At 61.3% G+C, this 23,500-nt stretch carries 22 protein-coding genes, 2 tRNA genes and 2 pseudogenes; 17 read left to right on the top strand and 9 right to left on the bottom strand.

What is annotated here, in order from left to right:
- Positions 1 to 71 precede the first annotated feature (71 nt).
- Entirely contained in the window at positions 72 to 809 is a 738-nt protein-coding gene (gene ispD / locus B0O95_RS08450) for a 2-C-methyl-D-erythritol 4-phosphate cytidylyltransferase (protein WP_104077506.1), read from the top strand.
- Positions 810 to 884: 75 nt separating this feature from the next.
- On the top strand, positions 885 to 1,364 hold the full coding sequence (gene ispF / locus B0O95_RS08455; RefSeq protein ID WP_104077507.1) for a 2-C-methyl-D-erythritol 2,4-cyclodiphosphate synthase: 480 nt from the start codon (positions 885 to 887) through the stop codon (positions 1,362 to 1,364).
- Between the two features lie 124 nt (positions 1,365 to 1,488).
- Here the strand turns inward: ispF and B0O95_RS08460 are convergent, their stop codons facing one another.
- Complete coding sequence (locus B0O95_RS08460) at positions 1,489 to 2,853, bottom strand: ATP-binding protein (protein WP_104077508.1); 1,365 nt, start codon at positions 2,851 to 2,853, stop codon at positions 1,489 to 1,491.
- A 60-nt stretch (positions 2,854 to 2,913) separates the two neighbouring features.
- A complete protein-coding gene (gene ompR, locus B0O95_RS08465) occupies positions 2,914 to 3,639 on the bottom strand; it encodes an osmolarity response regulator transcription factor OmpR (RefSeq protein ID WP_104077509.1) in 726 nt (241 codons plus the stop codon).
- Between the two features lie 184 nt (positions 3,640 to 3,823).
- Here ompR and B0O95_RS08470 point away from each other — a divergent pair, with 184 nt between their 5' ends.
- Both B0O95_RS08470 and B0O95_RS08475 read left to right on the top strand, forming a co-directional pair.
- Positions 3,824 to 4,138, top strand: coding sequence for a hypothetical protein (locus B0O95_RS08470; RefSeq protein ID WP_104077510.1), 315 nt, complete (start codon positions 3,824 to 3,826; stop codon positions 4,136 to 4,138).
- A gap of 83 nt (positions 4,139 to 4,221) precedes the next feature.
- Positions 4,222 to 5,355: a DUF1501 domain-containing protein gene (locus tag B0O95_RS08475; RefSeq protein WP_233203250.1), complete on the top strand. Its 1,134-nt coding sequence runs from the start codon at positions 4,222 to 4,224 to the stop codon at positions 5,353 to 5,355.
- Between the two features lie 58 nt (positions 5,356 to 5,413).
- On the opposite strand, the gene B0O95_RS08480 is transcribed toward B0O95_RS08475, so the two are convergent.
- Positions 5,414 to 6,235 (bottom strand): squalene/phytoene synthase family protein, encoded by an 822-nt coding sequence (locus tag B0O95_RS08480; protein WP_104077586.1) that lies wholly within the window; start codon positions 6,233 to 6,235, stop codon positions 5,414 to 5,416.
- A 198-nt stretch (positions 6,236 to 6,433) separates the two neighbouring features.
- On the opposite strand from B0O95_RS08480, the gene B0O95_RS08485 reads away from it, so the two are divergent.
- A tRNA-Leu gene (locus B0O95_RS08485) sits at positions 6,434 to 6,520 on the top strand.
- 160 nt (positions 6,521 to 6,680) lie between these two features.
- Positions 6,681 to 6,932, top strand: coding sequence for a hypothetical protein (locus tag B0O95_RS08490; protein ID WP_104077511.1), 252 nt, complete (start codon positions 6,681 to 6,683; stop codon positions 6,930 to 6,932).
- Here the strand turns inward: B0O95_RS08490 and B0O95_RS08495 are convergent.
- Entirely contained in the window at positions 6,929 to 7,438 is a 510-nt protein-coding gene (locus tag B0O95_RS08495) for a MarR family winged helix-turn-helix transcriptional regulator (protein ID WP_104077512.1), read from the bottom strand. The two genes, B0O95_RS08490 and B0O95_RS08495, sit on opposite strands and share 4 nt — an antisense overlap.
- Before the next feature lie 641 nt (positions 7,439 to 8,079).
- Between B0O95_RS08495 and tig the strand changes: the two genes are divergently transcribed.
- The 7 genes from tig to B0O95_RS08535 all read left to right on the top strand — a co-directional run bounded on the left by tig (position 8,080) and on the right by B0O95_RS08535 (position 16,858).
- Positions 8,080 to 9,435, top strand: coding sequence for a trigger factor (gene tig / locus B0O95_RS08505; protein WP_104077514.1), 1,356 nt, complete (start codon positions 8,080 to 8,082; stop codon positions 9,433 to 9,435).
- 138 nt (positions 9,436 to 9,573) lie between these two features.
- Complete coding sequence (gene clpP / locus B0O95_RS08510; RefSeq protein ID WP_104077515.1) at positions 9,574 to 10,227, top strand: ATP-dependent Clp endopeptidase proteolytic subunit ClpP; 654 nt, start codon at positions 9,574 to 9,576, stop codon at positions 10,225 to 10,227.
- A 160-nt stretch (positions 10,228 to 10,387) separates the two neighbouring features.
- Complete coding sequence (gene clpX / locus B0O95_RS08515) at positions 10,388 to 11,659, top strand: ATP-dependent Clp protease ATP-binding subunit ClpX (protein ID WP_104077516.1); 1,272 nt, start codon at positions 10,388 to 10,390, stop codon at positions 11,657 to 11,659.
- A 197-nt stretch (positions 11,660 to 11,856) separates the two neighbouring features.
- Positions 11,857 to 14,274: an endopeptidase La gene (lon, locus tag B0O95_RS08520; RefSeq protein ID WP_104077517.1), complete on the top strand. Its 2,418-nt coding sequence runs from the start codon at positions 11,857 to 11,859 to the stop codon at positions 14,272 to 14,274.
- A 286-nt stretch (positions 14,275 to 14,560) separates the two neighbouring features.
- Complete coding sequence (locus B0O95_RS08525; protein ID WP_104077518.1) at positions 14,561 to 14,836, top strand: HU family DNA-binding protein; 276 nt, start codon at positions 14,561 to 14,563, stop codon at positions 14,834 to 14,836.
- A gap of 858 nt (positions 14,837 to 15,694) precedes the next feature.
- Positions 15,695 to 16,132, top strand: coding sequence for a DUF29 domain-containing protein (locus B0O95_RS08530; RefSeq protein WP_104077519.1), 438 nt, complete (start codon positions 15,695 to 15,697; stop codon positions 16,130 to 16,132).
- Between the two features lie 650 nt (positions 16,133 to 16,782).
- Positions 16,783 to 16,858 (top strand) — tRNA-Val (locus B0O95_RS08535).
- Between the two features lie 159 nt (positions 16,859 to 17,017).
- Here the strand turns inward: B0O95_RS08535 and B0O95_RS15860 are convergent.
- Positions 17,018 to 17,161, bottom strand: a complete 144-nt coding sequence (locus tag B0O95_RS15860; RefSeq protein ID WP_158249472.1) for a hypothetical protein — start codon at positions 17,159 to 17,161, stop codon at positions 17,018 to 17,020.
- A gap of 22 nt (positions 17,162 to 17,183) precedes the next feature.
- On the bottom strand, positions 17,184 to 17,369 hold the full coding sequence (locus tag B0O95_RS08540; RefSeq protein ID WP_158249473.1) for a hypothetical protein: 186 nt from the start codon (positions 17,367 to 17,369) through the stop codon (positions 17,184 to 17,186).
- A 317-nt stretch (positions 17,370 to 17,686) separates the two neighbouring features.
- Here B0O95_RS08540 and B0O95_RS08545 point away from each other — a divergent pair, with 317 nt between their 5' ends.
- Positions 17,687 to 19,603: a SurA N-terminal domain-containing protein gene (locus B0O95_RS08545; protein WP_104077521.1), complete on the top strand. Its 1,917-nt coding sequence runs from the start codon at positions 17,687 to 17,689 to the stop codon at positions 19,601 to 19,603.
- A gap of 54 nt (positions 19,604 to 19,657) precedes the next feature.
- Here B0O95_RS08545 and B0O95_RS08550 read toward each other — a convergent pair whose 3' ends face one another.
- Positions 19,658 to 19,990 (bottom strand): hypothetical protein, encoded by a 333-nt coding sequence (locus B0O95_RS08550; protein WP_104077522.1) that lies wholly within the window; start codon positions 19,988 to 19,990, stop codon positions 19,658 to 19,660.
- A gap of 162 nt (positions 19,991 to 20,152) precedes the next feature.
- Here B0O95_RS08550 and B0O95_RS08555 point away from each other — a divergent pair.
- Positions 20,153 to 20,380: pseudogene (locus B0O95_RS08555) on the top strand (ABC transporter ATP-binding protein); the annotation flags it as partial.
- 22 nt (positions 20,381 to 20,402) lie between these two features.
- On the opposite strand, the pseudogene B0O95_RS17195 reads toward B0O95_RS08555, so the two are convergent.
- Positions 20,403 to 20,585, bottom strand: a pseudogene (locus B0O95_RS17195) (hypothetical protein); the annotation flags it as partial.
- A 195-nt stretch (positions 20,586 to 20,780) separates the two neighbouring features.
- Here B0O95_RS17195 and B0O95_RS08565 point away from each other — a divergent pair.
- Positions 20,781 to 21,059: a type II toxin-antitoxin system RelE/ParE family toxin gene (locus B0O95_RS08565; protein WP_104077524.1), complete on the top strand. Its 279-nt coding sequence runs from the start codon at positions 20,781 to 20,783 to the stop codon at positions 21,057 to 21,059.
- 11 nt (positions 21,060 to 21,070) lie between these two features.
- Positions 21,071 to 21,382, top strand: coding sequence for a HigA family addiction module antitoxin (locus B0O95_RS08570; protein ID WP_104077525.1), 312 nt, complete (start codon positions 21,071 to 21,073; stop codon positions 21,380 to 21,382).
- 385 nt (positions 21,383 to 21,767) lie between these two features.
- Here the strand turns inward: B0O95_RS08570 and pgi are convergent, their stop codons facing one another.
- A complete protein-coding gene (gene pgi, locus B0O95_RS08575) occupies positions 21,768 to 23,393 on the bottom strand; it encodes a glucose-6-phosphate isomerase (protein ID WP_104077526.1) in 1,626 nt (541 codons plus the stop codon).
- Positions 23,394 to 23,500: the final 107 nt, after the last annotated feature.

Raw genomic sequence — 23,500 nt, forward strand, 5'->3', positions numbered from 1 at the left:
GGGCGGCAACTTGAACCGCCTATTATAAAATCCGTCTTTCATTTTGACTCTGCACGGATTGTGCGACTTTCGTGACCTCCCGCCTGTTTGCCCTGATTCCCTGCGCCGGCACTGGCTCGCGCGCGGGCTCGCCAATCCCGAAGCAGTACCGGACGATTGCTGGACGCAACCTGTTGTACTACTCGCTGGCGGCATTCGATGCATGCTTGGAGTTTACCCAAACCCTGGTGGTGCTCGCGCCCGACGATGGCTATTTTGATCCGCGGCGCTTCGGCGCGTTGCGCTACGCGGTCAAGCGCTGCGGCGGCGAAACCCGACACGCATCGGTGCACAACGGGCTGCTCGCGCTGGCCGAATTCGGCGCGCGCGACGATGACTGGGTCCTGGTCCACGATGCGGCCCGACCGGGTATCACGCCGGGGTTGATCCGCGCACTAGTGGCCGCCGTGCGGGACGACCCGGTTGGCGGCATCGTGGCGATGCCGGTGGCCGACACGCTCAAACGGGTCAATCCGTCGCAGTGTGTTGCGGGCGGCGGCGACCCGGCGATACCGCGTATCGGCGCGACCGAGCCGCGCGACCATCTGTGGCAGGCGCAGACGCCGCAAATGTTCCGCATCGGCATGCTACGCGAGGCGCTTGTGCAGGCACAGGCGCGTGGCCATGCGGTGACCGACGAGGCTTGCGCGCTCGAATCGCTCGGTTACGCACCTCGGGTCGTGCAGGGCAGCTTGCGCAACTTCAAGGTGACGTATCCGGAAGATTTCGCGCTAGCCGAAGCGTTCCTCACGCATGATGCGGCGCGCTGAACACTGCCACGTCTGTCGCGCTACGCTCAGCTTGCCGCGGCGCTCAATCCACTCAACCCAGCAGGAGAACGACGAATGAATTTGCGAATTGGCCAGGGCTACGACGTGCATGTGCTCGTGCCGGGGCGGCCGCTGGTGCTCGGCGGCGTGACGGTGCCCTACGAATGCGGGCTGCTCGGCCATTCGGACGCCGATGCGCTGCTGCACGCGATCACCGATGCGCTGCTCGGCGCTGCGGCGCTGGGCGACATCGGCCGTCATTTCCCCGATACCGATCCGCACTTTGCCGGCGCCGATAGCCGGATGCTGCTGCGCGAGGCGGCGCGGCGGGTGGCGCAAGCGGGCTATCGCATCGTCAACGTGGACAGCACGGTGATCGCGCAGCAACCCAAGCTGGCCAAACATATTCCGGTGATGCGCGAGAACATTGCGGCGGATCTTGGCCTGGACGGCGACGCGGTCAACGTCAAGGCCAAGACCAACGAAAAGCTAGGCTATCTCGGCCGCGGCGAGGCCATTGAGGCACAGGCCGTGGTGCTGCTCGCCAGCCACTGAGGCGCCGCGGCTGCGGCAGGGGCGGGGCGTCGGGCGCTGCCGCCTGCCGGCATCCGCCCGAAGGGGCAATCGTGCTGCGCGTTGGCGTCGCGCCGAGGGTGGCCCTCATGCGCCGATGCGCGTATCAGACCGGCTCCGGACGGCCATTGCGGCTGAGCGGAAAATCGATCGTGACCTCCAGCCCCGGGCCGGGCACGCGATTGCGCAGCCGCAGCGAGCCGCGGTAGCGGCTGACGAGTCGCTGCACGATCGCCATGCCCAGCCCGGTGCCATCGGCCTGGCTGCGGGCCGTGTCCACACGGTAGAACGGGCGGGTCACCAGGCTGAGTTGGTCATCCGGGATGCCCGGGCCCTCGTCCAGCACCGATAACTCGACGCGAGCATGCACGAGCTGCGTCTCTATCGTGATGTGCGGGATGCCATCCTCCGCGCTGCACCCGTACTTGCGGGCGTTTTCGATCAAGTTGCCGACCACGCGGCGCAGATCCGTCGCGTCTGCATCAACCAGCGCGCCTTGCGACAGCCGCGTGGTGATACGCACGCCGTCTTCCGATGCTATACGCGTGACTGCTTCGCTGGCGATCATGGACAGGTCGACGCGCTCTGGCGCTCGCTGCACCGGGCGCGCATAGTCAAGGAAACGACCGATGATCCTGTCCATCTGCTCGATATCATCGATCATCGCGGCCTTCGTCGTGTCGTCCGACGGACTCATTTCGGTTTCGAGCCGCAGGCGGGCCAGCGGCGTGCGCAAATCGTGCGAGATGCCAGCAAGCATCAGCGCGCGGTCCGCCTCGAGTTGCTGCAAATCGCGAACCATCTGGTTAAAGCTGCGGTTTGTCTCGGCTGCGACGCCGAGCCCGCGCTCGGGCAGCGGCTCCGGCGTCTGTCCCTGGCCGACGCGGCGTGCCGCCATCGCCAGCCGCGAGAACGGCCGGTTCACCAGGCTCGTGATAAAAGCCGCCCCGAACAGCGACAGCGCCAGTGCAAACGTGCCCCAGCCGAACCATTGCAAGCCGGTGACGTTGTCGAGCTGCTCCCGGTCCAGCGCGACCCAGTAGTCGTCGTCATCGATCTTGAAGCTAATCCACACGCCCGGTATGTCATTGACCGACTGGGCGATGATGGTATCCTCGCCGAGCCGTGCGCGAATATTCTTCTCGATCAGCCGCGTCAATGATTCGTCCGGCTGTAGCGTGTACACATCGGTGGTCTCGCGCGGGTAGACCCGAACGCCCTCGTTGCTTTCTAGGTCCTGCAGCAGCGCGCGCCGCAGATCCGGGTCGGAGTACAGCAGCGCAGTGCGCGTGAGCTTGACGATCGCCACCAGTTGCATCGCGACGCGCTCGGCGCGCGGCTCGCGCTCAATTACCCGAAAGCTCTGGAACCATGCGGCCAGGCTCACTGCGATCAACAAAGCAATCAGCAGGAAGGTGCGCCAGAATAAACCGCCGAACGCGAGCGTTAGTAACCGACGGTCGATGCGCATCGTAGGAGGGCGTTAGTGTAACGAGCCGTCAAGCCGGGGCGTGCATCGCGCGGCGCATGTTCAGGCAGCGCCATCGGGAATGAACACGTAGCCCAGGCCCCACACGGTCTGGATGAAGCGCGGGCTGCCCGGATCGGGCTCGATCAGCTTGCGCAGCCGCGAGATCTGCACGTCGAGGCTGCGGTCAAATACCTCATATTCGCGGCCGCGCGCCAGCTCCATCAGCTTTTCTCGCGACAGCGGCTGGCGCGGATGGCGCGCAAACACCTTCAGCACCGAAAACTCGCCGGTGGTCAGCGGGATCTCCTGGCCATTCTTGGTCAGCGTACGGGTGGCCAGGTTCAGCGCGAACTCGCCGAACTCGAACACTTCCGCTGTCTCCGATGGCGCGCCGGGCAACTCCGATGGCGCTTGGCGACGCAATACCGCATGAATGCGCGCAACAAGCTCGCGAGGATTGAATGGTTTCGGGAGATAATCGTCTGCACCCATTTCGAGGCCAACGATGCGATCCACATCCTCTCCCTTTGCTGTAAGCATGATGATCGGCGTGCGGTCGTTACTGCCGCGCAAACGGCGGCAGATCGACAGGCCGTCCTCACCAGGCAGCATCAAGTCGAGCACGAGCAGGTCGAAGCGCTCGCGGACCCACAGCTTGTTCATCGAAGGCGCGTTTTCCGCCACGTATACGTTGAAACCCTGTTCGCCTAGATAGCGACGCAACAGGTCGCGCAAACGGGGATCGTCATCGACCACGAGAATTTTTGATGGGCTTTTGGTTTCCATGACGGAATCTTAGCGCGTTAGGGCCGGCCACGAGTTGGGCTTAATTATAGGGTTACACAAGGTTACAAAATTTACCCATGCCGGCGCATGTGGTAAACCGGCCACGCGTAGACTTCGTTATAAGCAAGGGTCTTATGGTCGCAACGAAGAGCAAGATATTGTCGCAAGCAACGAAGGGAACGACATGACGGCGTGGGTGCGATACGTGAGGGCAGGCGCGCTCGGGCTTGCTCTGGGCGGCGCCGTAACCGGCACGATCGTCCACACGAGTCCGGCGTTTGCGCAAGGTAACCGCGAGCGGCCGTCGCCTCCCAAGGGGCTACACCGGTACACGCCGCCCAAGCCGGCCCAGCCGCCTGCCAGCGAGGCGGCGAATCGCTCCGCCGTACCCACCGAGTTCGACCAGCAGCGCAGACGCGATGGACGCATGACACCGGAAGAGCGGCGTTTGCTGCGCCAGCATATCGAAGATGCCGTACGCGAACTGTACAAGCGATAAGCTTGGCCGCCGCGCGATCATGATGCTGCGGCACCGACGGATTCTCATCGAGCGTTTTGAACGCCAGCTAAGCTTGCCAGATCGTGCATCGGAGACAATTTCTTACTGTTGGTGGCGCCGCGCTGTGCGCACTGTGCGTACCCGGCTTGCCGGGGCTGCTTGCGGCGCGGGCGCCACATGCAATGGTTGCCGCGCTTGGCCGCGAAGCGCCGGTCCGCCGGATGACGTTGATCCTGATCGAGCTTAGTGGCGGCAACGATGCGTTGAACACGGTCATTCCGTATGAGGATCCGCGCTATCGGCAGCTAAGGCCAACGATCGGAATCGCGCGCGAACGAGTGATTCCGCTCAACGGGGGTACCGGCCTGCATCCGTCGCTGGCCGCGCTGAAGCCGTGGTGGGACGACGCGTCGCTCGCCATCGTGCAAGGCGTGGGCTACCCGCGGCCGAACCTGTCCCACTACCGTTCACGGGAAATCTGGGAAACTGCATCGGCATCGCACGAATACCGACATGACGGCTGGCTGGCCCGGGCCTTCGCACCATCGGCGGGGCAACCGCCGTCGCCAGTGCAGTCGCCATTGCCAGCGCAGCTGCCGTTGCCAGGAGAGGGATTGTCAGGGCCCGGACCTTCGCGAGAGCAGGGCCGACTACCCAGGCGGGGGCCATCGCTCGAATATGGAGATCGCGGCTATCAGTTTGCGACCCGCTTTGCCCGCGACGCATTCGGTGCGGCAATCAGTCACGCCATGCAGCGGCTTGCTCTCGCGCGCCACGATCCGACGCATGCGCCATCCGTGATCCGGCTTACGTTGAGCGGTTTCGACACCCATCATAACCAGCCGGCACGGCATGCCGCGTTGCTCGCACAGTTGGCCGACGGCATGGTCGCGCTGCGCGGCGCGTTGACAGAACTCGGCTGCTGGGAGTCAGCGCTGATCATGACGTATGCGGAATTCGGCCGCCGTGCCGACGAAAACGCCGATGGCGGCACTGAACACGGTACCGTTGCTGCACACTTCGTTGCCGGTGGACGCGTGCGGGGCGGATTCTATGGTGTCGCGCCGCAACTGAGCCAGCTTGATGGTGACGGCTATCTGCCCCTCGGTATCGATTTCCGCTCGCTCTATGCGACGGTGCTGCAGCAGGGGTGGGGTATCGAGGCGGCCCCCGTGCTTGGTGCACGGTTCGATACGTTGCCGGGGTTGTTGCGCTGAACAGGTGCCCGGAGATGACGGGCGTCCGGGGATGGGTGCCGTTGCGGGCGCAAGTGCGTCAGCGCGTGCGCCAGGCAATCCACAACTTGCGCAGCGGCGTTAGCGCGATGCGCTGATGCAGCACGCGATAGTCTTCTGCCTCGAGTTCGTGCAGCAGCGCCAGCGACATGGCGGCTTGCGCGCGGAGCACGCGCTGCGTCCGGCGCTCGGCGGCCGGCATCGCGCCGAGCGCCTCGGTGAGCGCGCGACGCGCACGCTCGACCTGGAACGACATCAATTGCGTGAAGCCTTCGCCGTAGCGACGATGCAGGATGTCGGCGGCTGTCACGCCGAATCGCTGCATTTCGTCGATCGGGATGTAGATGCGGCCGCGTCGCGCGTCCTCGCCGGTGCGCTCGACGATATCGGCAAGCAGCAACGCCCGCCCGAGCGCCGGGGCCCATGACGCCAGGCTGGCCGGCTCGCGCGCGGTGACTCCGGCCACCGTATTCGCCAATGCAGCGCCCACTTGCTCCACGTAACGGTGCAGTCCCGCGAAATCGAGATAGCGTGCCTGGTCCAAGTCCATCTGGTAACCGGATAGCCACGTCATGAACGTTCCGATCGGCGCCGTGCTGGCGTAATGGCGGGCAATCGCCTGCGTCACCGGATGGGTCGGCGCATCCTGTGCGAGGGCGCTGAATTCGCTCTGCCACCAGGCGAGCTTGGCGCGCCCGACGGCAGGATCACTCACCTCGCTGACGCTTTCAGCAAGTTCCCGATGCAATGCGTACAGCGCGGTCAACAACGGCTGCGCGGTCAACGGCGCCCGCCGCAGAGCATAATACGTGCTGGATCCGGCCGGGGCCGCCTTTTGCTGGCAATAATCGTCGATATTCACGCGAAGCGAGACGTGCAAGAGCGCGCGCGGCGTTGTACCGCGCGCAAAGCACCAAAGTTTAGCATTGGCCGTACACGCGGTGCAGACAACGCGCGGCGAATCGGTTAGAATCTTGCGCTTGCAGCGCTCGGGTCGGGCTGACCGACCTTCGGCGAGGCAGAACAGCACAACCGGGCGGCGTGCAATGCGCCCCTGGATGCGAGGATGGCGAAATTGGTAGACGCACCAGGTTTAGGTCCTGACGCCCGCAAGGGTGTAGGGGTTCGAGTCCCCTTCCTCGCACCACAAATCTACCGCCGGCGTACGCCGTGGCCGCTATCAGGGCGCCGGCGAGGGCCGTGCGCGAGCAGCGGGCCGCGTGCCGGGCCGAGCTACGCCCGCGTGTCAGTCGTGCCGATCATGCCGTCATCGTCGGCAACCCGCTACCCCTTTGCAGGATAATCAGATGGCCGAAAGGATCGTCGGCAATTTTATCGTTCGCACGATGCAGAATTCGACGCGGCCGGGCGAATGGACGTCCACTTACTTCGTTTCCCGGCTTGACGCGAAGCTGCGCGAGGGGTGGGTCGTGCGACAGACGATCGACGCAATATTCGACAACCAGAATGCCGCCGCCGAGTATGCGCTTGACGCCGGCGTTAAGGCGGCCGCTCGGCTTGCGCCCGATGCGCGCGGCGCCGGTCGCGAGCGCGGCTAGCGTGTCGACGCGCTCGCGCGTTTGGCGCGCGGTTTAGTCGTTTTCTGTGCCGTCAATACCTCCAAGTTGCGTGCTGCGGCAATCACCTTATCGAGCAGCCGGCTCAGTTGGGCATGCTCGCGCTCGCCAAGCACAGCGAACATGTCGTCGTTCCAGCGCCGCGCGATCGGCATGATTTTGCGATACAGCGCGCGCCCAGCCGGGGTCAGCGACACGACGACGATACGTCCATCGTCGCGGCTTGCTTGGCGCTGCAGTAGCGCGCGCCGCATCAAGGCTTCCGCGGCGCGACTTGCCTGGCTCTTGTCGAGATTGGCGTGCCGGGCCAGTTCCATGACCGAGAACGGCCCGAATGCGCCGACGGCTGCGATCACGCGCGCCTCGGCGATCGATATGCCGATTTTGCGCTGATAAAGCTCGCTGATGCCGCGCTCGGACAGCTTGTTGAGCACGTGTATGCGGTAGGTGAGGAATTGGGTCAGGCCGGATTGATTGGCAGAAGTCATGTCGTTCCTGTTGAAGAGTCTAGCGTAGAGAGGTGAATTTGACGCGCGCAAGCTGCTCCGCGGTATTGCTGAACAGCGTCGGTGCGTTGCGGATGGCTGAATCATGGGGCCCGGCACCGGCGAAAAGCAGCGGGCGAAATGCTCGCTCAGCCGCGGCAGCGCGTCGGGATCGAGTGCGCCGGACAGCAACGTGGTCGGCACGCCCGCGCGCCAGTTTCCAGCAGCGTGGCATAGCGGGCGCGCCATGCCGGGTGCGGGTCCCGGCATGGGATGGCTACACAGCCGTGGCGGCAGCCGGGCGAGCATCGGTGCGATGAGATGAAGAAGCAGGCATCGGAACAACCAGCCTCCTAGCGTCTTATGGTTGGCCGCTCGACAACGGGGTGAACCGAGAGCTTATCAAACGCGGCGCGCGCTGCCATCCGTCGGGCAGGCGCGACGGCGCGCGGCGCATGGGCAAAATCGTGCGCCAGACGGAGTAAAACCGCGATTTCCGATGTCACGAGTCAATAGTTTGCTAAACTATCCGGCTTTCCAGACCCGACTGGCTGTGCCACCGCGCGCGTCCCCCGGTATCGGGCCGCCGGTCGCCTGGCGCACGGAGAACTAGACGCTCGAACACTTTAGGACGGATTGAATTCATGGCTAACGTTGTAGAAAACCTCGGCAAACTCGAACGGCGCGTGACGATTTCGCTGCCGAAGGAGGTCGTTCAAAAGGAAATCGACGCGCGTATCCGCAAGCTGGCGAAGAATGTCCGCATGCCTGGTTTCCGGCCCGGCAAAGTGCCGTTGAAGATGGTCACGCAGCAGTACGCCGGCCAGGTCGAGGCAGAAGTGCTCAGCGACAAGATTGGCAAGGCGTTCTTCGACATCAGCCGCGCGGAGAACCTGCGCGTGGCGGGGCAACCGAGCTTCGCGGCGAAGCAGGAACCGGCGCAGGATGACGTGTATGCGTTCGATGCGACGTTCGAGGTCTATCCGGAAGTGAAGCTCGGCGACATCTCGAGTGCGGAAATCGAGCGGAAGACGACGACGATCAGCGACGCAGAGATCGACCGTACCCTCGAAATCCTGCGCAAGCAGCGGGTACATTTCCACTCCCGTGACGAGGCGGGCGAGCATGGCACAGGCGGCGACGATGTCAGCGCGCAGAACGGCGATCGCGTGACAGTCGACTTCGTGGGTAAGATCGACGGCGAGGCATTTGCCGGTGGCAGTGCAGAGGACTTCGCGTTCGTCCTCGGCGAAGGCCGGATGCTGCCAGAGTTCGAGCAGGCGGCGCTGGGCCTGAAAGCGGGTGAGTCGCGAGAATTCGACCTGAAGTTCCCCGACGATTATCATGGCAAGGAAGTGGCCGGCAAGACCGCGCGTTTCACAATCACCGCCAAGAAGGTCGAATGGCCACATCAGCCTGAAATCGACGCGGAATTTGCGAAGTCGCTCGGTATCGCGGATGGCGACTTGGCGAAGATGCGTGCGGAGATCAAGGATAATCTGGCACGCGAGGCGAAGCGCCGCACGCAGGCCATCCTGAAGAATCAGGTGATGGATGCGCTGTTAAAGCTCGCCGAGTTGGATGCGCCGAATGCGCTGATCGAGCAGGACCAGCAGCGTCTGGTCGAAATGGCGCGTCAGGATCTGGCACAACGCGGCGTGCCCGATGCGGCGAAAGCCCCGATTCCGGCCGAGATGTTCAAGGAGCAGGCCGAGCGTCGCGTGAAGCTCGGATTGATCCTAGCCGAGTTGGTCAAGGAACATAAGCTGGAGGCGAAACCCGAGCAGATCCGAGCCGAGGTGGACGAATTCGCGAAAAGCTACGAAGACCCGAAGGAAGTCGTGCGCTGGTATTATTCGAACCAGCAGCGTCTTGCCGAGATGGAAGCGTACGTGGTCGAGAGCAACGTCGTCGACTTCGTGTTAGGCAAGGCGAAGGTGACCGATAAGGAAGTCGGCTTCGAGGAACTGGCGAACGCCTCGCAGGCAGCTCAGGCGTAACGGCGCGCAACAGGGCGGCGGGCGAAACGGTCGAGTAGACGGTTTCGAACGCCGCTTATCATTTGTGCGCGGTTTTTGCATTCCGGTTATTGTTGCATCACCGAAGCACCGAACAACTCCAGACAGAAGGACAGACGCATGACGTTCCGCGCAGATTTGCTGAATCAACTGGCCACGCACGCGCCCCGGGATTTCGAGGCCCAGGCCCTGGGCCTTGTGCCGATGGTCGTCGAGACGAGCGGCCGGGGTGAGCGTGCCTACGATATTTACTCGCGCCTGCTCAAGGAGCGGCTGGTCTTTCTGGTGGGCGAAGTGAACGACCAGACCGCGAATTTGGTCGTCGCTCAATTGTTGTTTCTCGAGAGCGAAAATCCGGATAAGGACATCAGTCTGTACATTAACAGCCCGGGTGGCTCGGTATCGGCCGGCATGGCGATCTACGATACGATGCAGTTCATCAAGCCGGACGTGACCACACTGTGCATGGGACTGGCGGCCAGCATGGGCGCGTTCCTGCTCGCCGCCGGCGCGAAAGGTAAGCGCATTGCGCTGCCTAATGCGCGCGTGATGATTCACCAGCCGCTGGGCGGCGCGCGTGGCCAGGCATCCGATATCGAAATCCAGGCGCGCGAGATCCTGTTCCTAAAGGAGCGCCTGAACAACCTGCTCGCGCAGCATACTGGGCAACCGGTTGAGCAGATCCAGCGGGATACCGATCGTGACAATTTCATGTCAGCCGAGGACGCGCAGGCTTATGGGTTGATTGACCAGGTGCTGCATAAGCGTCCGTGATGCGGCACTCGTTAAAGGGGCCCGCTGTTGTGCCGGGCGGGATTTCACCGATAGGTGCCGCCAGAAAACTGCCGACAATGGACTTATGACCGGTTCCGCACTGCCGGGGGTAGTCAATCGGCGTATGATGTGAAAGAAGTGTCCGGAGGCTTATATATTTATGGCGGACAAGAAAGGTTCGAATAGCGAGAAGCTGCTGTACTGCTCGTTTTGCGGAAAGAGTCAGCACGAGGTCAAGAAATTGATCGCGGGGCCGTCGGTCTTTATTTGCGATGAATGCATTGACCTGTGCAACGAAATCATCCGTGACGAGGCAGCCGGCGCGTCCGGCGATGCGGGGATCAACCGGTCGGACCTGCCCAGCCCGCTGGAAATACGAGAGATTCTCGATCAATATGTGATCGGGCAGGAACGGGCGAAGAAGATTCTCGCGGTGGCAGTGTACAACCACTACAAGCGTCTGAAGCATCTCGACAAGAAGGACGACGTCGAGTTGTCCAAAAGCAACATTTTGTTGATTGGGCCGACTGGATCAGGCAAGACGCTGCTCGCACAAACGCTTGCAAGGCTGCTGAACGTGCCGTTCGTGATCGCGGATGCAACCACGCTGACAGAGGCGGGCTACGTCGGCGAGGACGTCGAGAACATTATTCAGAAGCTGCTGCAAAATTGTAATTACGAGGTCGAGAAGGCGCAGCGCGGTATCGTTTACATCGATGAGATCGACAAGATCAGCCGCAAATCGGACAACCCGTCGATCACCCGTGACGTATCGGGCGAAGGTGTGCAGCAGGCGCTGCTTAAGCTGATCGAAGGCACGATGGCGTCGGTGCCTCCGCAAGGTGGCCGCAAGCATCCGAACCAGGACTTCATCCAGGTCGATACGACCAACATCCTGTTCATTTGCGGGGGAGCATTCGATGGTCTCGAAAAGGTCATCACGGACCGTACCGAGAAGACCGGCATTGGTTTTGGGGCCAGTGTGAAGAGCAAGCAGGACCGAGACGCGGGCGAGGTGCTGCGGGATGTCGAGCCAGAAGACCTGATCAAATTCGGCTTGATCCCCGAACTCATTGGCCGCTTGCCAGTTGTCGCGACGCTGGGCAAACTCGACGAGGCCGCGCTGATGAAAATCCTGGTCGAGCCAAAAAACGCGTTGGTGAAGCAGTACCATAAGCTGTTCAACATGGAGCGGGTGGAGCTTGAGATTCGGCCCGCGGCGCTGCAGGCGGTCGCGAAAAAGGCGATTCGCCGCAAGGCCGGCGCGCGCGGCTTGCGCTCGATCCTGGAACAGGCATTGCTAGATGTCATGTACGAGCTACCGACGCTTAAAGGGATCAGCAAAATTATCATCGATGAGAACGTCATCGACGGTGACGGCAAGCCATTGCTGATCTATGAAGACACGCCAAAGGTAGCTGGGAGCAATTGATCGGCGACGCGCCTGCGTGGCGAGGGCCGTTCATGGCGACGTGGACGGCTTTTTTCGTTTAAAGTGGAGCGATCCAAAACTTTTGCGCATCCTGCGACTCGGATTGGAAGTTTCTGCATCTGTCCGTGCCCCGAGGCTTGCAATACGGCGTTATTGCCTCAACTTTCGAACGAACTGATTCCACACTGGGGATAGAAATGTCAGGAAGCCAACTTCTCCCGACTGAACGCACCACTTTGCCGCTGCTTCCGCTGCGGGATGTGGTCGTGTTCCCGCACATGGTGATACCGCTGTTTGTTGGCCGCCCGAAATCGATTAAGGCCCTTGAAGCGGCAATGGAAGGCGGCAAGCACATTATGCTGGTCGCGCAAAAGGCCGCTGCGAAGGACGAACCGACTGAAAAGGACCTCTATGAGGTCGGATGCGTCGCCAATATCCTGCAAATGCTGAAGCTGCCGGACGGCACTGTGAAGGTGCTGGTCGAGGGGCTGCAGCGCGCCAAGACATTGTCGATCGAAGAGCAGGAGACGATGTTCTCGTGCGAGTTGATGCCGCTGGAGCCGGACCGTGCCGACAGTGCGGAGACCGAGGCACTGCGACGCGCAATCGTGTCGCAATTCGACCAGTATGTGAAGCTTAACAAGAAGATCCCCCCCGAGATCCTGACGTCACTGTCTGGCATCGACGAGGCAGGGCGCTTGGCCGATACGATCGCCGCGCATCTGCCGCTGAAGCTGGACCAGAAGCAAAACATCCTGGAGATGTTTCCTGTTGTTGAGCGCCTGGAGCACTTGCTTGCGCAACTCGAGGCCGAAATCGACATCCTGCAGGTCGAGAAGCGCATCCGTGGGCGCGTGAAGCGCCAGATGGAAAAGAGCCAACGCGAGTATTATCTGAACGAGCAGGTCAAGGCGATCCAGAAGGAGCTTGGCGAGGGCGAGGATGGCGCCGACATTGAGGAGCTTGAGAAGCGGATCACGGCTGCGCGTATGCCGAAGGAGGCGAAGAAAAAGGCGGATGCTGAGCTTAAGAAGCTGAAGCTGATGTCGCCAATGTCCGCCGAAGCCACGGTGGTGCGCAACTACATCGAGACATTGATCGGCCTGCCGTGGCGCAAGAAGAGCAAGGTCAACAACGATCTGGCGAATGCCGAACGTGTGCTGGACGAGGACCATTTCGGTCTCGAAAAGGTGAAGGAGCGCATCCTCGAGTATTTGGCGGTTCAGCAACGTGTGGACAAGGTGAAGGCGCCGATCCTGTGTCTGGTCGGGCCTCCCGGCGTGGGCAAGACCTCGCTTGGGCAGTCGATTGCGCGCGCAACGAACCGCAAGTTCGTGCGCATGGCGCTCGGCGGCGTGCATGACGAGAGCGAGATTCGCGGTCACCGTCGCACTTACATCGGATCGATGCCGGGCAAAATCCTGCAGAGCCTGACGAAGGTGAGCGTACGCAATCCGTTGTTCCTGCTCGACGAAGTCGATAAGATGGGGATGGACTATCGCGGCGACCCATCGTCCGCGTTGCTCGAGGTGCTGGATCCGGAACAGAACCACACGTTCTCAGATCACTACGTCGAGGTCGATTTCGATCTGTCGGACGTGATGTTTGTGGCGACGTCGAATTCGCTGAATATTCCGGCGCCATTGCTGGATCGGATGGAAGTGATTCGGCTGTCCGGCTACACCGAGGACGAAAAGGTCAACATCGCACAGCGCTACCTACTACCTAAACAAAAGCGCAACAATGGGCTGAAGGAAGGCGAGATCGATGTGACCGAAGCGGCAATTCGCGACATTATCCGTTACTACACGCGCGAGGCGGGGGTGCGCTCGCTCGAGCGCGAAGTGTCGAAGATCTGCCGCAAGGTCGTGAAGATGCTGCTGCTGAAGAAGGCGGATGGCGCGATCACGATCGATGGCGGCAACCTGGATACGTTCCTGGGCGTGCGCAAGTTCGACTTCGGGCTGGCGGCGAAGGAAAACCAGATTGGCCAGGTCACCGGGCTGGCATGGACGGAAGTCGGCGGCGACTTGCTGACGATTGAGGCGGCGCTGATGCCCGGCAAGGGCAACGTGATACGTACCGGCTCGCTCGGCGATGTGATGAAGGAGTCCGTCGAGGCCGCCCGCTCGGTCGTGCGTTCGCGCTCGCGCCGGCTGGGCATCACGGATGAGGGGTTCGAGAAGAGGGACATCCACATCCACGTGCCGGAAGGCGCGACGCCGAAGGACGGTCCTTCTGCGGGCATCGCGATGACGACCGCGCTGGTGTCGGTGTTGACCGGCATCCCGGTGCGCGCTGACGTTGCGATGACCGGCGAGATCACACTGCGTGGCGAAGTACTGCCGATCGGTGGACTGAAGGAGAAGTTGCTGGCTGCGCACCGCGGCGGCATCAAGCTCGTGCTGATTCCGGAAGAAAACGTGAAGGATCTCGCCGAGATTCCGGATACGGTGAAGAACAGCATCGAGATCGTGCCGGTGCGTTGGATCGACAAGGTGTTGGAACTGGCGCTCGAGCGGATGCCGGATGCGCTGCCGGAAGAAGACACCAAGCCTGCGCCGGTCGCCGATGGTCAGACGAAGGAAGCGGGCAGCGAAGTCGTCAAGCACTGAAATCCGCGTGGCGCCGTGCGCTGGGAGCGCCGTAGTGCGACGCAGCGCAAAGAACTTGCAGCGAGCCGCTTGCCGTGGCTCAGTCGTGCTACCGAATACCCCGCATGCGTGAGCTGCGGGGTGTTTTATTTGGATTCAGGGATGTTCCGGATACGCCTGCGAATCGCCTTGACACAACGGTTTTGGATGCTTTTAATGGCTCCGCGCGGCTTGCGGCCGGCGCATCACCCCGGGCGTGCACCAAATGCGCCCGCAACCCATGCCCAACTCATGCTAAGGGCGGAAAATGAACAAGACAGACCTGATTGATCACATTGCAGCACACGCGGATATCTCGAAGGCCGCTGCGGGACGTGCGTTGGACGCCTTGATCGGTGGCGTCAAGGGAACTTTAAAGAAGGGCGGCAGCGTTACACTCGCTGGCTTTGGCACGTTTGTAGTGGGCAAGCGCACTGCCCGCACGGGACGCAATCCCCGCACCGGTGCCGTTATCAACATCAAGGCGACCAAAGTGCCCAAATTTCGGCCGGGGAAAGCGCTGAAAGATGCAATTGACCATTGATTTTTTCTTCCTCGCAAGAGTCTAGCGGACATGGGCTCCAATTCTGCTTCGAATCCGCGATCTTTCTGCGCCGCCGCATGCGTGCTCGGCCTCATTAAAGGCTCTATGATGGGCTGAGGGATAAGAAAATAGCAGGGGAGTGTAAGGAGCCGTCAGGTTATGAGGAATCTCTGCTACTCCTAACGCGCATAGCTTCTGGCAACGCGCTGCGAATGTCGGAAAAATTATTTGGAAAGCCTGTCAATTTGGAATTTAATGCGCTCGGCTTAGTCTTGATTCATCGGATGAAAGCCTCTGGCGGTACGTTGTCGTCTTCGAATATCATTGGTTACGATTTGACGAAGGCGGAAACGCATCAAATGACTATTCCCGCAACGTATGCACCAAGGGGTTGGTTTAACGGTACATTATCCTATCTAGACGTGGATGGAGAAAGCGTTACTTTTACGGCCGGAGTAACGCAGACTACGAAAAGACGCCGACACTTGCCGCAATAGTGGGCGGTTACGGGGACATGACCTAAGGTTAAATACGCGAATTTACTGGTGTCCCTATTAAAACTGACGAGTTTATAGCGTTCAATAGCGGGACGTGCAAGGCGAAAGGAGCAATCGCACCTCGTACTTCCGCTGTCGTGTATTCGCTGACACTGAATTTTGACGAGTCTCTGTCACCTTCCGCGTATTCTGGTCAAACGCTATTAGGCATTGCGGGACTGGATGGCAAGTTAATGACCATGGTTGCTCGTGCAGCGGACACGTCATATCCGTTGCTGTTTTTGGGGTCAAATGGTAGTGTGAGTCTCTCTCTGTGAGATAATCAAAATCTCTCATGCTTTGAGCTTAGTGGAGCACGTAAATGGGAACCAAGTACGAACAGGACGTGGTGGCGTGGGCCAACGAACAGGCCGCCCTGCTGCGCGCCGGTCAGTTCTCGGCTCTGGACATCGAGCACATCGCGGAGGAGATCGAGGACGTGGGCAAGAGCGAACAACGTGAATTGGCGAACCGGATGGCCGTGCTTCTGGCTCACCTGCTCAAGTGGCAGTACCAGTCGGGCCGACGGGGTTCAAGCTGGCAACGCACGATCAAGGAGCAACGGCGGGCATTGGATGCCGCGCTAAACGATACTCCTAGCCTTAAAAACTCTTTGTCCAATCACAACTGGATTGCTCGGACGTGGGCTGATGCGGTTTCCAAGGCCGTTGAGGAGACCGGCTTGGATGTGTTCCCCGACGCCTGCCCGTGGTCGATGGATCAGGTGCTGTCCGTGTCGTTCTACCCTGATCAACTGTAATGGATAGGTGCGCGTGCAACTGCGCCAACGTACGCTCATGCGGCGGACACGGCACATCCGCTGCTGTTCAGAAGAGCAAAGTAGTAGGATCCGAAGGTTGACCGTCTAATTCGCATTTAACCGACAGGCGGCCTTACAATTGCCGCCCGTACCACACAACCCAGTCAATAAAGTTGCGATAGGCTGACCGGGCACCTCGTTGTGCGCTCCGCGTAAAGCTGTTTACAGCCTCTACAGCGGCTTCGCTGTTCCCAGAGGAGGAGAAGGTGTTTCCCCGCCGGCTTCCAGCGGTCCATTACAGGCCTGACGTGGCCCCTACACTTGCCGCCCGAACCACACCACGCGTCCGATGACAGCGAACCCCCGCTGATCATTCGCGTTTTCTATTGGCACTTCATACGGCGGGTAGTCCGCGTTCGCGGAGATGACCCGACGATAAGGGCCGTGCAAGCGTTGCAGCCGCTTCACAAGTACCTGACGTCCACTCGAATAGCGTAATGCCGTCCTGCGGCGACGTAAGCGCAAGATCAAAGAGAACGTCGTGCAGACAGGGTACAAAGAATCGCCGTACCCGTAGTACCCCCTTAAACGCTGGTAAAGCGCTGAAAGATGCATTAAACTAGCGTACTCTGTTGGACACGAAGTCGAACGGGTGCTTAGCTCAGTTGGTAGAGCGGCGCCCTTACAAGGCGTAGGTCGGGGGTTCGAACCCCTCAGCACCCACCATTCCGTTTCGCGAAGCCGTCCAACTCAGTCTAAGGAAGTCTGCTGTCGACCTGAAACCCGCATGGCTATTGGCTCTGCGGGTTTTTGTTTTCGTGTCTGTTGCTGCTAGTGTTGTACCCGCCATCGCCCCTGCGGGGGTTGCGCCAATACAACCTCGTTCTAGCGGGACGCTTGCACGACAAAACTCAATTCGCCCACGCACTGGCTCGCGCTGACGCCGACCATGCCGACATTGACGCGCTGATCCGGCTCGAATGCATACTCGGCGATATTGCGATCCTTCGGATCGAGCCGATCGTACATTGCCTGACGCGATGGTCCGCCGTCAGACAGGTTTTTTGACCATATTGGGCAAAGCCCGATCATAGATGATATTTACCCCGGGATTGCATTCGTTCTCCGGGTACAGGGCGACCCAACCGCCTTGGGACAAGTTCATGAAGCGGATCTTGGCGGCCTCCGCCTGCGTGGACACTTTGACGGGGACGGCCAGGGTGGCGCATCCGCCCATCATCCGGGTGGGATCGCGATACGCTGCACTGCACAACCAAGCAGCGCGACCGGCGCGGCGGCCAACTGTCCGGGAACTGCGGTGACGCCGCGTAGGCGACGGCCCCCGTGACGGTGGACGTCAATGTGCCAAACTGGCTCCATGGCCGCCACTACACAGGCACGGCGCAACGCTGCGCTGTACTGCCGCGTCTGTTTCAACGGACGGAGTCAGGCGCTTTGCCGCCCACGCGATTTGCCCGCTCGCCGCGGTAAGGTAATATCGAGCGTTTATTGATTGTCGGCCTTGCCGGCTGCGTAACGTACTCAACCGATCTCATGCTCGACTTCTTTCGTAACCACAAGCGCCTGATGATGTTTCTGCTGGTGATCCTCATTGTGCCAGGGCTCGGCTTCGTCGGCGTTCAGGGCTTTCGTAACTTCTTTGACGACAGCGCGGACGTCGCGAGTGTCGCCGGCCGCAAGATCACCCGGGCCGAATACGAGGGCGCCATGCGCGAACAGCTCGATCGCGCACGCCAAGTATTGGGCGCAAGCTTCGATGCAAAGGCAATCGATACGCCGGAAATGCGCCGTGCGATCCTAGACAGTCTGGTGCAGCAGCGCGTGCTGGCCAAGGCGACCGAGGATCTGCATCTGAGCGCGTCTGACCAAGCAGTGCTGCGCGCGGAGCAGAGCATCCCGGCGATTGCCTCGTTGCGCAAGCCCGACGGCACATATGACGTAGACCAGTACAAGCAATTGCTGGCGATGCAGGGCATGACGCCGGAATCGTTCGATGAGCGTGTACGCTACCAATTGGCGAGCCGCCAGTTGCCAGACGGCATCCAAGCAAGCGCGTTCGCGCCCAAGGCCCTCGCGCAGCAGCTGGCGAGCCTGTCGGAACAGAGCCGTGAGGTGCAGGGCCTGGCACTGCATGCGACCGACTATGCAGGCAAGGTGCAACCGAGCGACGTCCAGCTCAAGCAATACTACGATGCGCACCATGATGCGTTCGCGACGCCAGAGCGCGCGACCGTTGAGTATCTGACGCTGTCGGCCGATGCGCTTGCGCAGCGCGCGCAGCCGAGCAAGGCAGACCTGAAGAAGTATTACGACGACAACGCGACAAAGTTCAAGACGCCCGGCGAAGTGCGCGCCAGCCACATCCTGATCGCAGTCGCTGCCAGTGCGAGCAAGGCGGAGCGCGACAAGGCGCGGCAGAAGGCCGAGTCGATTCTCACTCAGGTGACCGCGCATCCGGAGCAGTTTGCCAAGCTGGCGCAACAGAATTCGGACGACCCCGGTTCCAAGGACAAGGGCGGCGACCTCGGCTTCTTTGGGCCGGGCATGATGGTCAAACCGTTCTCCGACGCCGCCTTCAAGCTGAAAAAAGATCAGGTCAGCGGCATCGTGCAAAGCGATTTTGGCTATCACATCATCAAGGTGACGGACATTAAGCCGGAACAGATCAAGCCGTTTGACGAAGTCAAGGTGACGATTGCGACCGAGTTGAAGACCGAGCAGGCCACCAAGGCCTATGCGGAACAAGCCGATGCGTTCACGAACGTCGTCTACGAGCAAGCCAACAGCCTGAAGCCGGCTGCGGACAAATTCAAGCTGACGATCCAGACCGCGACATTAACGCGGGAAGGCAATCCTGCATTGCCACCGACGAGCCCGCTGAACAATCCGAAGCTGCTCGCCGCCGTGTTCGCTGACGACTCCGTCAAGGCCAAGCACAACACACCGGCGATCGACGTCGGCAACAATACGCTCGTATCGGCGCGCGTGGTGGACTATCAGCCGGCCTCCATTCAGCCGTACGACGCGGTCGCTGCGCAGGTGCGGCAAAAGGTGGTCGCGCAGCTGTCGGCAGACAAGGCTCGCGAGCAAGGTGAAGCGAAACTGGCCGAAGTTCGGAAATCGGCATCCACGGCCGGATTTTCGGCAGTCACCAAAGTGACGCGGGCCGACACCCAAGGAGTGCCGCCGCAAGCGGTTGCCGCGATATTTAAAGTCGATCCGCAAAAGCTGCCCGCTTATGTCGGCGTTGATCTGGGTGATGCCGGCTACGCGATTTACCGCGTGAACGCGGTGAATATGCCGTCCAGCATCGACCCGCAACGTTTAAGCGGCGCGCAGCTGCAAATCGGCCAAGTGCTCGGCGACGTTGAATGGACCAGCTATGTCGATGCGCTGCGCGCCCGCTCGCGGGTGAAGCTGTACGGCACGCCGGCCGCAGCGAATCAGTGACGCCGCGCAGCGGGGCGGCCGCTGCACCCGCGGCGGCGGCTGCCCGGCGCGCCGCTACAGGCAACCGTTCACGTCAATCGTCGCGTCCGGATAACCAATGCCGCGGATGCCGACCCACGACCCCTTGCCGGACGGGTCGGGTTGGATGACCACCGCGGCGCCTCCAGGACGCTCCCCCGGCAGCAGCACGTCGAACGCCTGATCGTTCGCGAGCCTGTTCTGTAGCGTAACGGGCTGCTGCGACTGGTCGGCCCATTTCTGCGACACGCATTGCGCGACTTGTTGAGGCGAGCGGGCACTCTTGCCAACCGGCTGCACGCCCGCCGGCGGTTGAGCCGCACAAGCGGCAACGGCGACCGACACGGCGAGAATCGGCAAGTGTTTCATGTTTACTCCTTATAAAAGCGCTCAGCGTCGGACCATTCGAGGACGACGGCATCGGATTGAACGGCTGAGCGGTAATCCCGTCCGATCGATGAGCCATGCTTCCCAGCCGGCATAAAGTCGCCGCCCCGCGGTGCTATTGCAATCCGCATGCCCGCACTGGCTGACAGTCAGCGCGTCGCGCTGGCGCGCACGCTCGTGATCGAACCAGACATCCTGTTCGCCGACGAGCCTACCGGCAGCCTCGACGCGGCCAACGGACGTGCGGTGATCGACCTGATGTTCGAGCTGAATCGCGCAAGCGGCGCAACGCTGGTGCTCATGACACACGATATGGAGCTTGCGCAGCGCTGTGACGCAATCTTGACACTCGAAGCAGGGCGGCTCGTCTAGTCTTACTGTGTGTTGCGCGGGCAGCACGCCAGTAATCGCGGTGTGAGGCTCGCACTCGCACAGCCGCAAATTGCGAGCTGAGTGCGGCGCGCGGGCCTTCGAGGCGTCCAATATACGCTATTCGCATGAAAGCGTGCTGCTGTTCGACCGGCACGCGCCCGATGGCGAGATCTTTCCTCCTACGCTGGGCGTAAGGACGGCGAGCAGTGGGTCATGCGGCTCTGTCTGCCGTTTCGGCGGGCGCTGTGCGAAATGCCGAAGCGGGATCGTCGTCTTGTCGATCGCAACGGCCGGCGACGTACAGGCGCGCGCGACCCAGCTATCTGTGCAGTGCTGCCGGCCCTGTCGAGGGGCCGGCAGCACCACTTGTATAGTGTGACGCAACGCAATACAATTTGTCATGATTAAATCGTTTCTGCACAAAGGGTTGCGCGACTTCTTTGAGAAAGGCAGCAAAGCCGGCATCCAGCCGCACCACGCTGCACGGCTCGCCCGTCAGCTACGCCAGCTCGACGATGCATCCGGACCTGACGACATGAACGTACCGGGCTGGAAGTTGCACCTGCTGCATGGTGACCTTGAAGGACATTTTTCGGTATGGGTCAATGGCAACTGGCGGATGACGTTTCGCTTCGAAGGTGCCAATGCCGTGCTGGTCGATTATCAGGACTATCACTAGGAGTTGTGTCCATGAGCCGTATGTTCAATCCGCCGCACCCCGGCGCCACGCTGCGCGAGGACGTGCTGCCGGCGCTTGGTCTGACGGTCACACAGGCTGCGCAGCAGCTCGGCGTCACGCGTTCCGCGCTCTCGCGCGTGCTCAACGAGCACGCTGCGATCTCGCCCGAAATGGCGCTGCGTATCGAGGCGTGGCTCGGCGTCGAGCGCGGCGGCCGAGCCGATGTGTGGCTGGCCGGGCAGGCCGCCTATGATCTCTGGCAGGCGCGTCATAACAGTGGCAAGCTGCACGTCAAGCATGCCCCGGCCGAACCTACTCATTGACGGAGAGTGCAGTGGACGGCACGTGACGATTTGCCAGTTTCGCGAACGGGCTGCTGGCTATGCCGGTGGCAGCGGTGCAACCAGTTTTGCTGACCGTGGCTGGGCCGGTTCCGTGGCGACGTTAGTCGCCATTTCAGTGCTCCGAAGCAACTTGCCTGAAATACGCCAGTGGTCCATCGGCCCGCTCCTTTTAGGTCCATTGCGTTGATGGTATGCAACGCCGCCCGCCTGCATCGCGGGAACTAGCCGACGCGATTAGTCCCTAAACGAAGCTGTGGGGTGCGCCAATGTTAGTCGGATCATCCAACAGCGACGCTGGTTAATAAGGCTTTGGCTCGAAAAGCCTGGATGCCGCACCAGCGCACCAGCATACGATGACGCTTTTTCAGGATCGGAGCTTCGCGCGCGCACGGGCAATCAACGCGCTGGTGGACGAGTCGTGCTTGTGCGGTTCGACCGACGACGCGGAGACCAGGTCCGCCTCGACGACCTTGCCGAGCATCTTGCCCAGTTCGACGCCCCATTGGTCGAATGGGTTGATGTTCCACACGGTGGCCTGCACGAGCGTCTTGTGCTCGTACAGCGCGATCAGAGCCCCGAGCGATTGCGGATTCAACTCGTCGAGCAGGATTGTGTTTGTCGGCCGATTGCCCGGGAAAACGATGTGCGGCACGAGTGCCGCCTGCTCAGGCCCGGCAATGCGTTCCGCCTCCGCCTGCGTGCGCCCCAGCATCAGCGCTTCGCCTTGCGCAAAACAATTCGCCAGCAGCTTTGCGTGATGACCGGGCAGGGGATGCTCGGGCGTGAGCGACACAATGAAGTCGATGGGCACGATCGTTGGCCCCTGGTGCAGCATTTGGAAGAACGCGTGCTGGCCGTTCGTGCCGGGTTCGCCCCAGGTCACCGCCGAAGTCGAGTAATCGACGAAGTGCCCATCCAGCGTCACGGATTTGCCGTTGCTCTCCATCTCCAATTGCTGCAGGTATGCCGGCAGGAAGTGCAACGCTTCCGAATAGGGCGCGACAACGTAGCTTTGTGAGCCGAAGAAATTGCGGTACCAGACGCCGAGCAGCCCGAGCAACACCGGCAGGTTGCGCTCCAATGGCGCGTGGCGAAAATGCTCATCCATTAGATGGGCGCCCGCGAGCAATCGATCGAAGTGTTCGGGACCGATCGCGATCATCACCGACAATCCGACTGCCGACCACAGCGAATAACGTCCGCCGACCCAGTCCCACATCTCGAACACGTTGTCGGGTGCAATGCCAAAACGCACCACTTCCTGCGGGTTCGCCGACACGCCGACAAAATGCCGAGCCAACTGGTCCGGTGCACAGCCGCTGCGCAGGAACCAGTCGCGCAGTGAGCGCGCGTTGGTCATCGTCTCCAACGTCGTGAATGTCTTCGATACGACAATCGCCAATGTCTGTTCGGGATCGATCTGTTCCAGCACGCGTTGCAGGTCAACACCGTCGACATTGGACACGTAATGTGTGCGGATCTTCGGTGTCGCGAGGTGATGCAATGCGTGCGCAACCATCTTCGGACCCAGATCTGAGCCTCCAATGCCGATATTGACGACGTGCCGAATCGGCTTGCCGGTGTGGCCCACCCATTGGCCGTTGCGCACCCGCTCAGCAAAGGCCGCCATTTTCGTGCGCTCTGCCTTGACCTGCGCGGCGTACGGCGCATTCGTGTCCGAGGCCCGCAAAGCCGTGTGCAATGCGGCGCGGCGCTCGGTCGGATTCACGATCTCGCCGGCGAACATCGCGTCGCGTCGCGCCTGCACACCAGTTTCGCGAGCGAGCTGGATGAGCAACGCGATTGTCTCGTCGGTCACGCGGTTCTTCGAGAAATCCAGCGTCAGCCCGCCGCCGCTGACGGTAAAGCGCTCCGCCCGCGTGGGCGCCGGATCGTTCGCGGGGGCGAACCAGTCGCGCATATGAGCATCGCGAATCGATTCATAGTGGGCGGCAAGGGCGGACCAGGCGGGAAGCGAATTCAGGCTCATAGACGTTGCTTGTCTCTGTGACGAAAGGAAAGCCGCCGCCGGTGCGCGTGCCGGCGCGGGCGCTTGCGGATCGTGACGCGTTGGCACCAAGTATAACGATGCACGAC

Origin of the sequence: Mycetohabitans endofungorum (assembly GCF_002927045.1) — a bacterium.
Taxonomy (GTDB): Bacteria; Pseudomonadota; Gammaproteobacteria; order Burkholderiales; family Burkholderiaceae; genus Mycetohabitans; species Mycetohabitans endofungorum.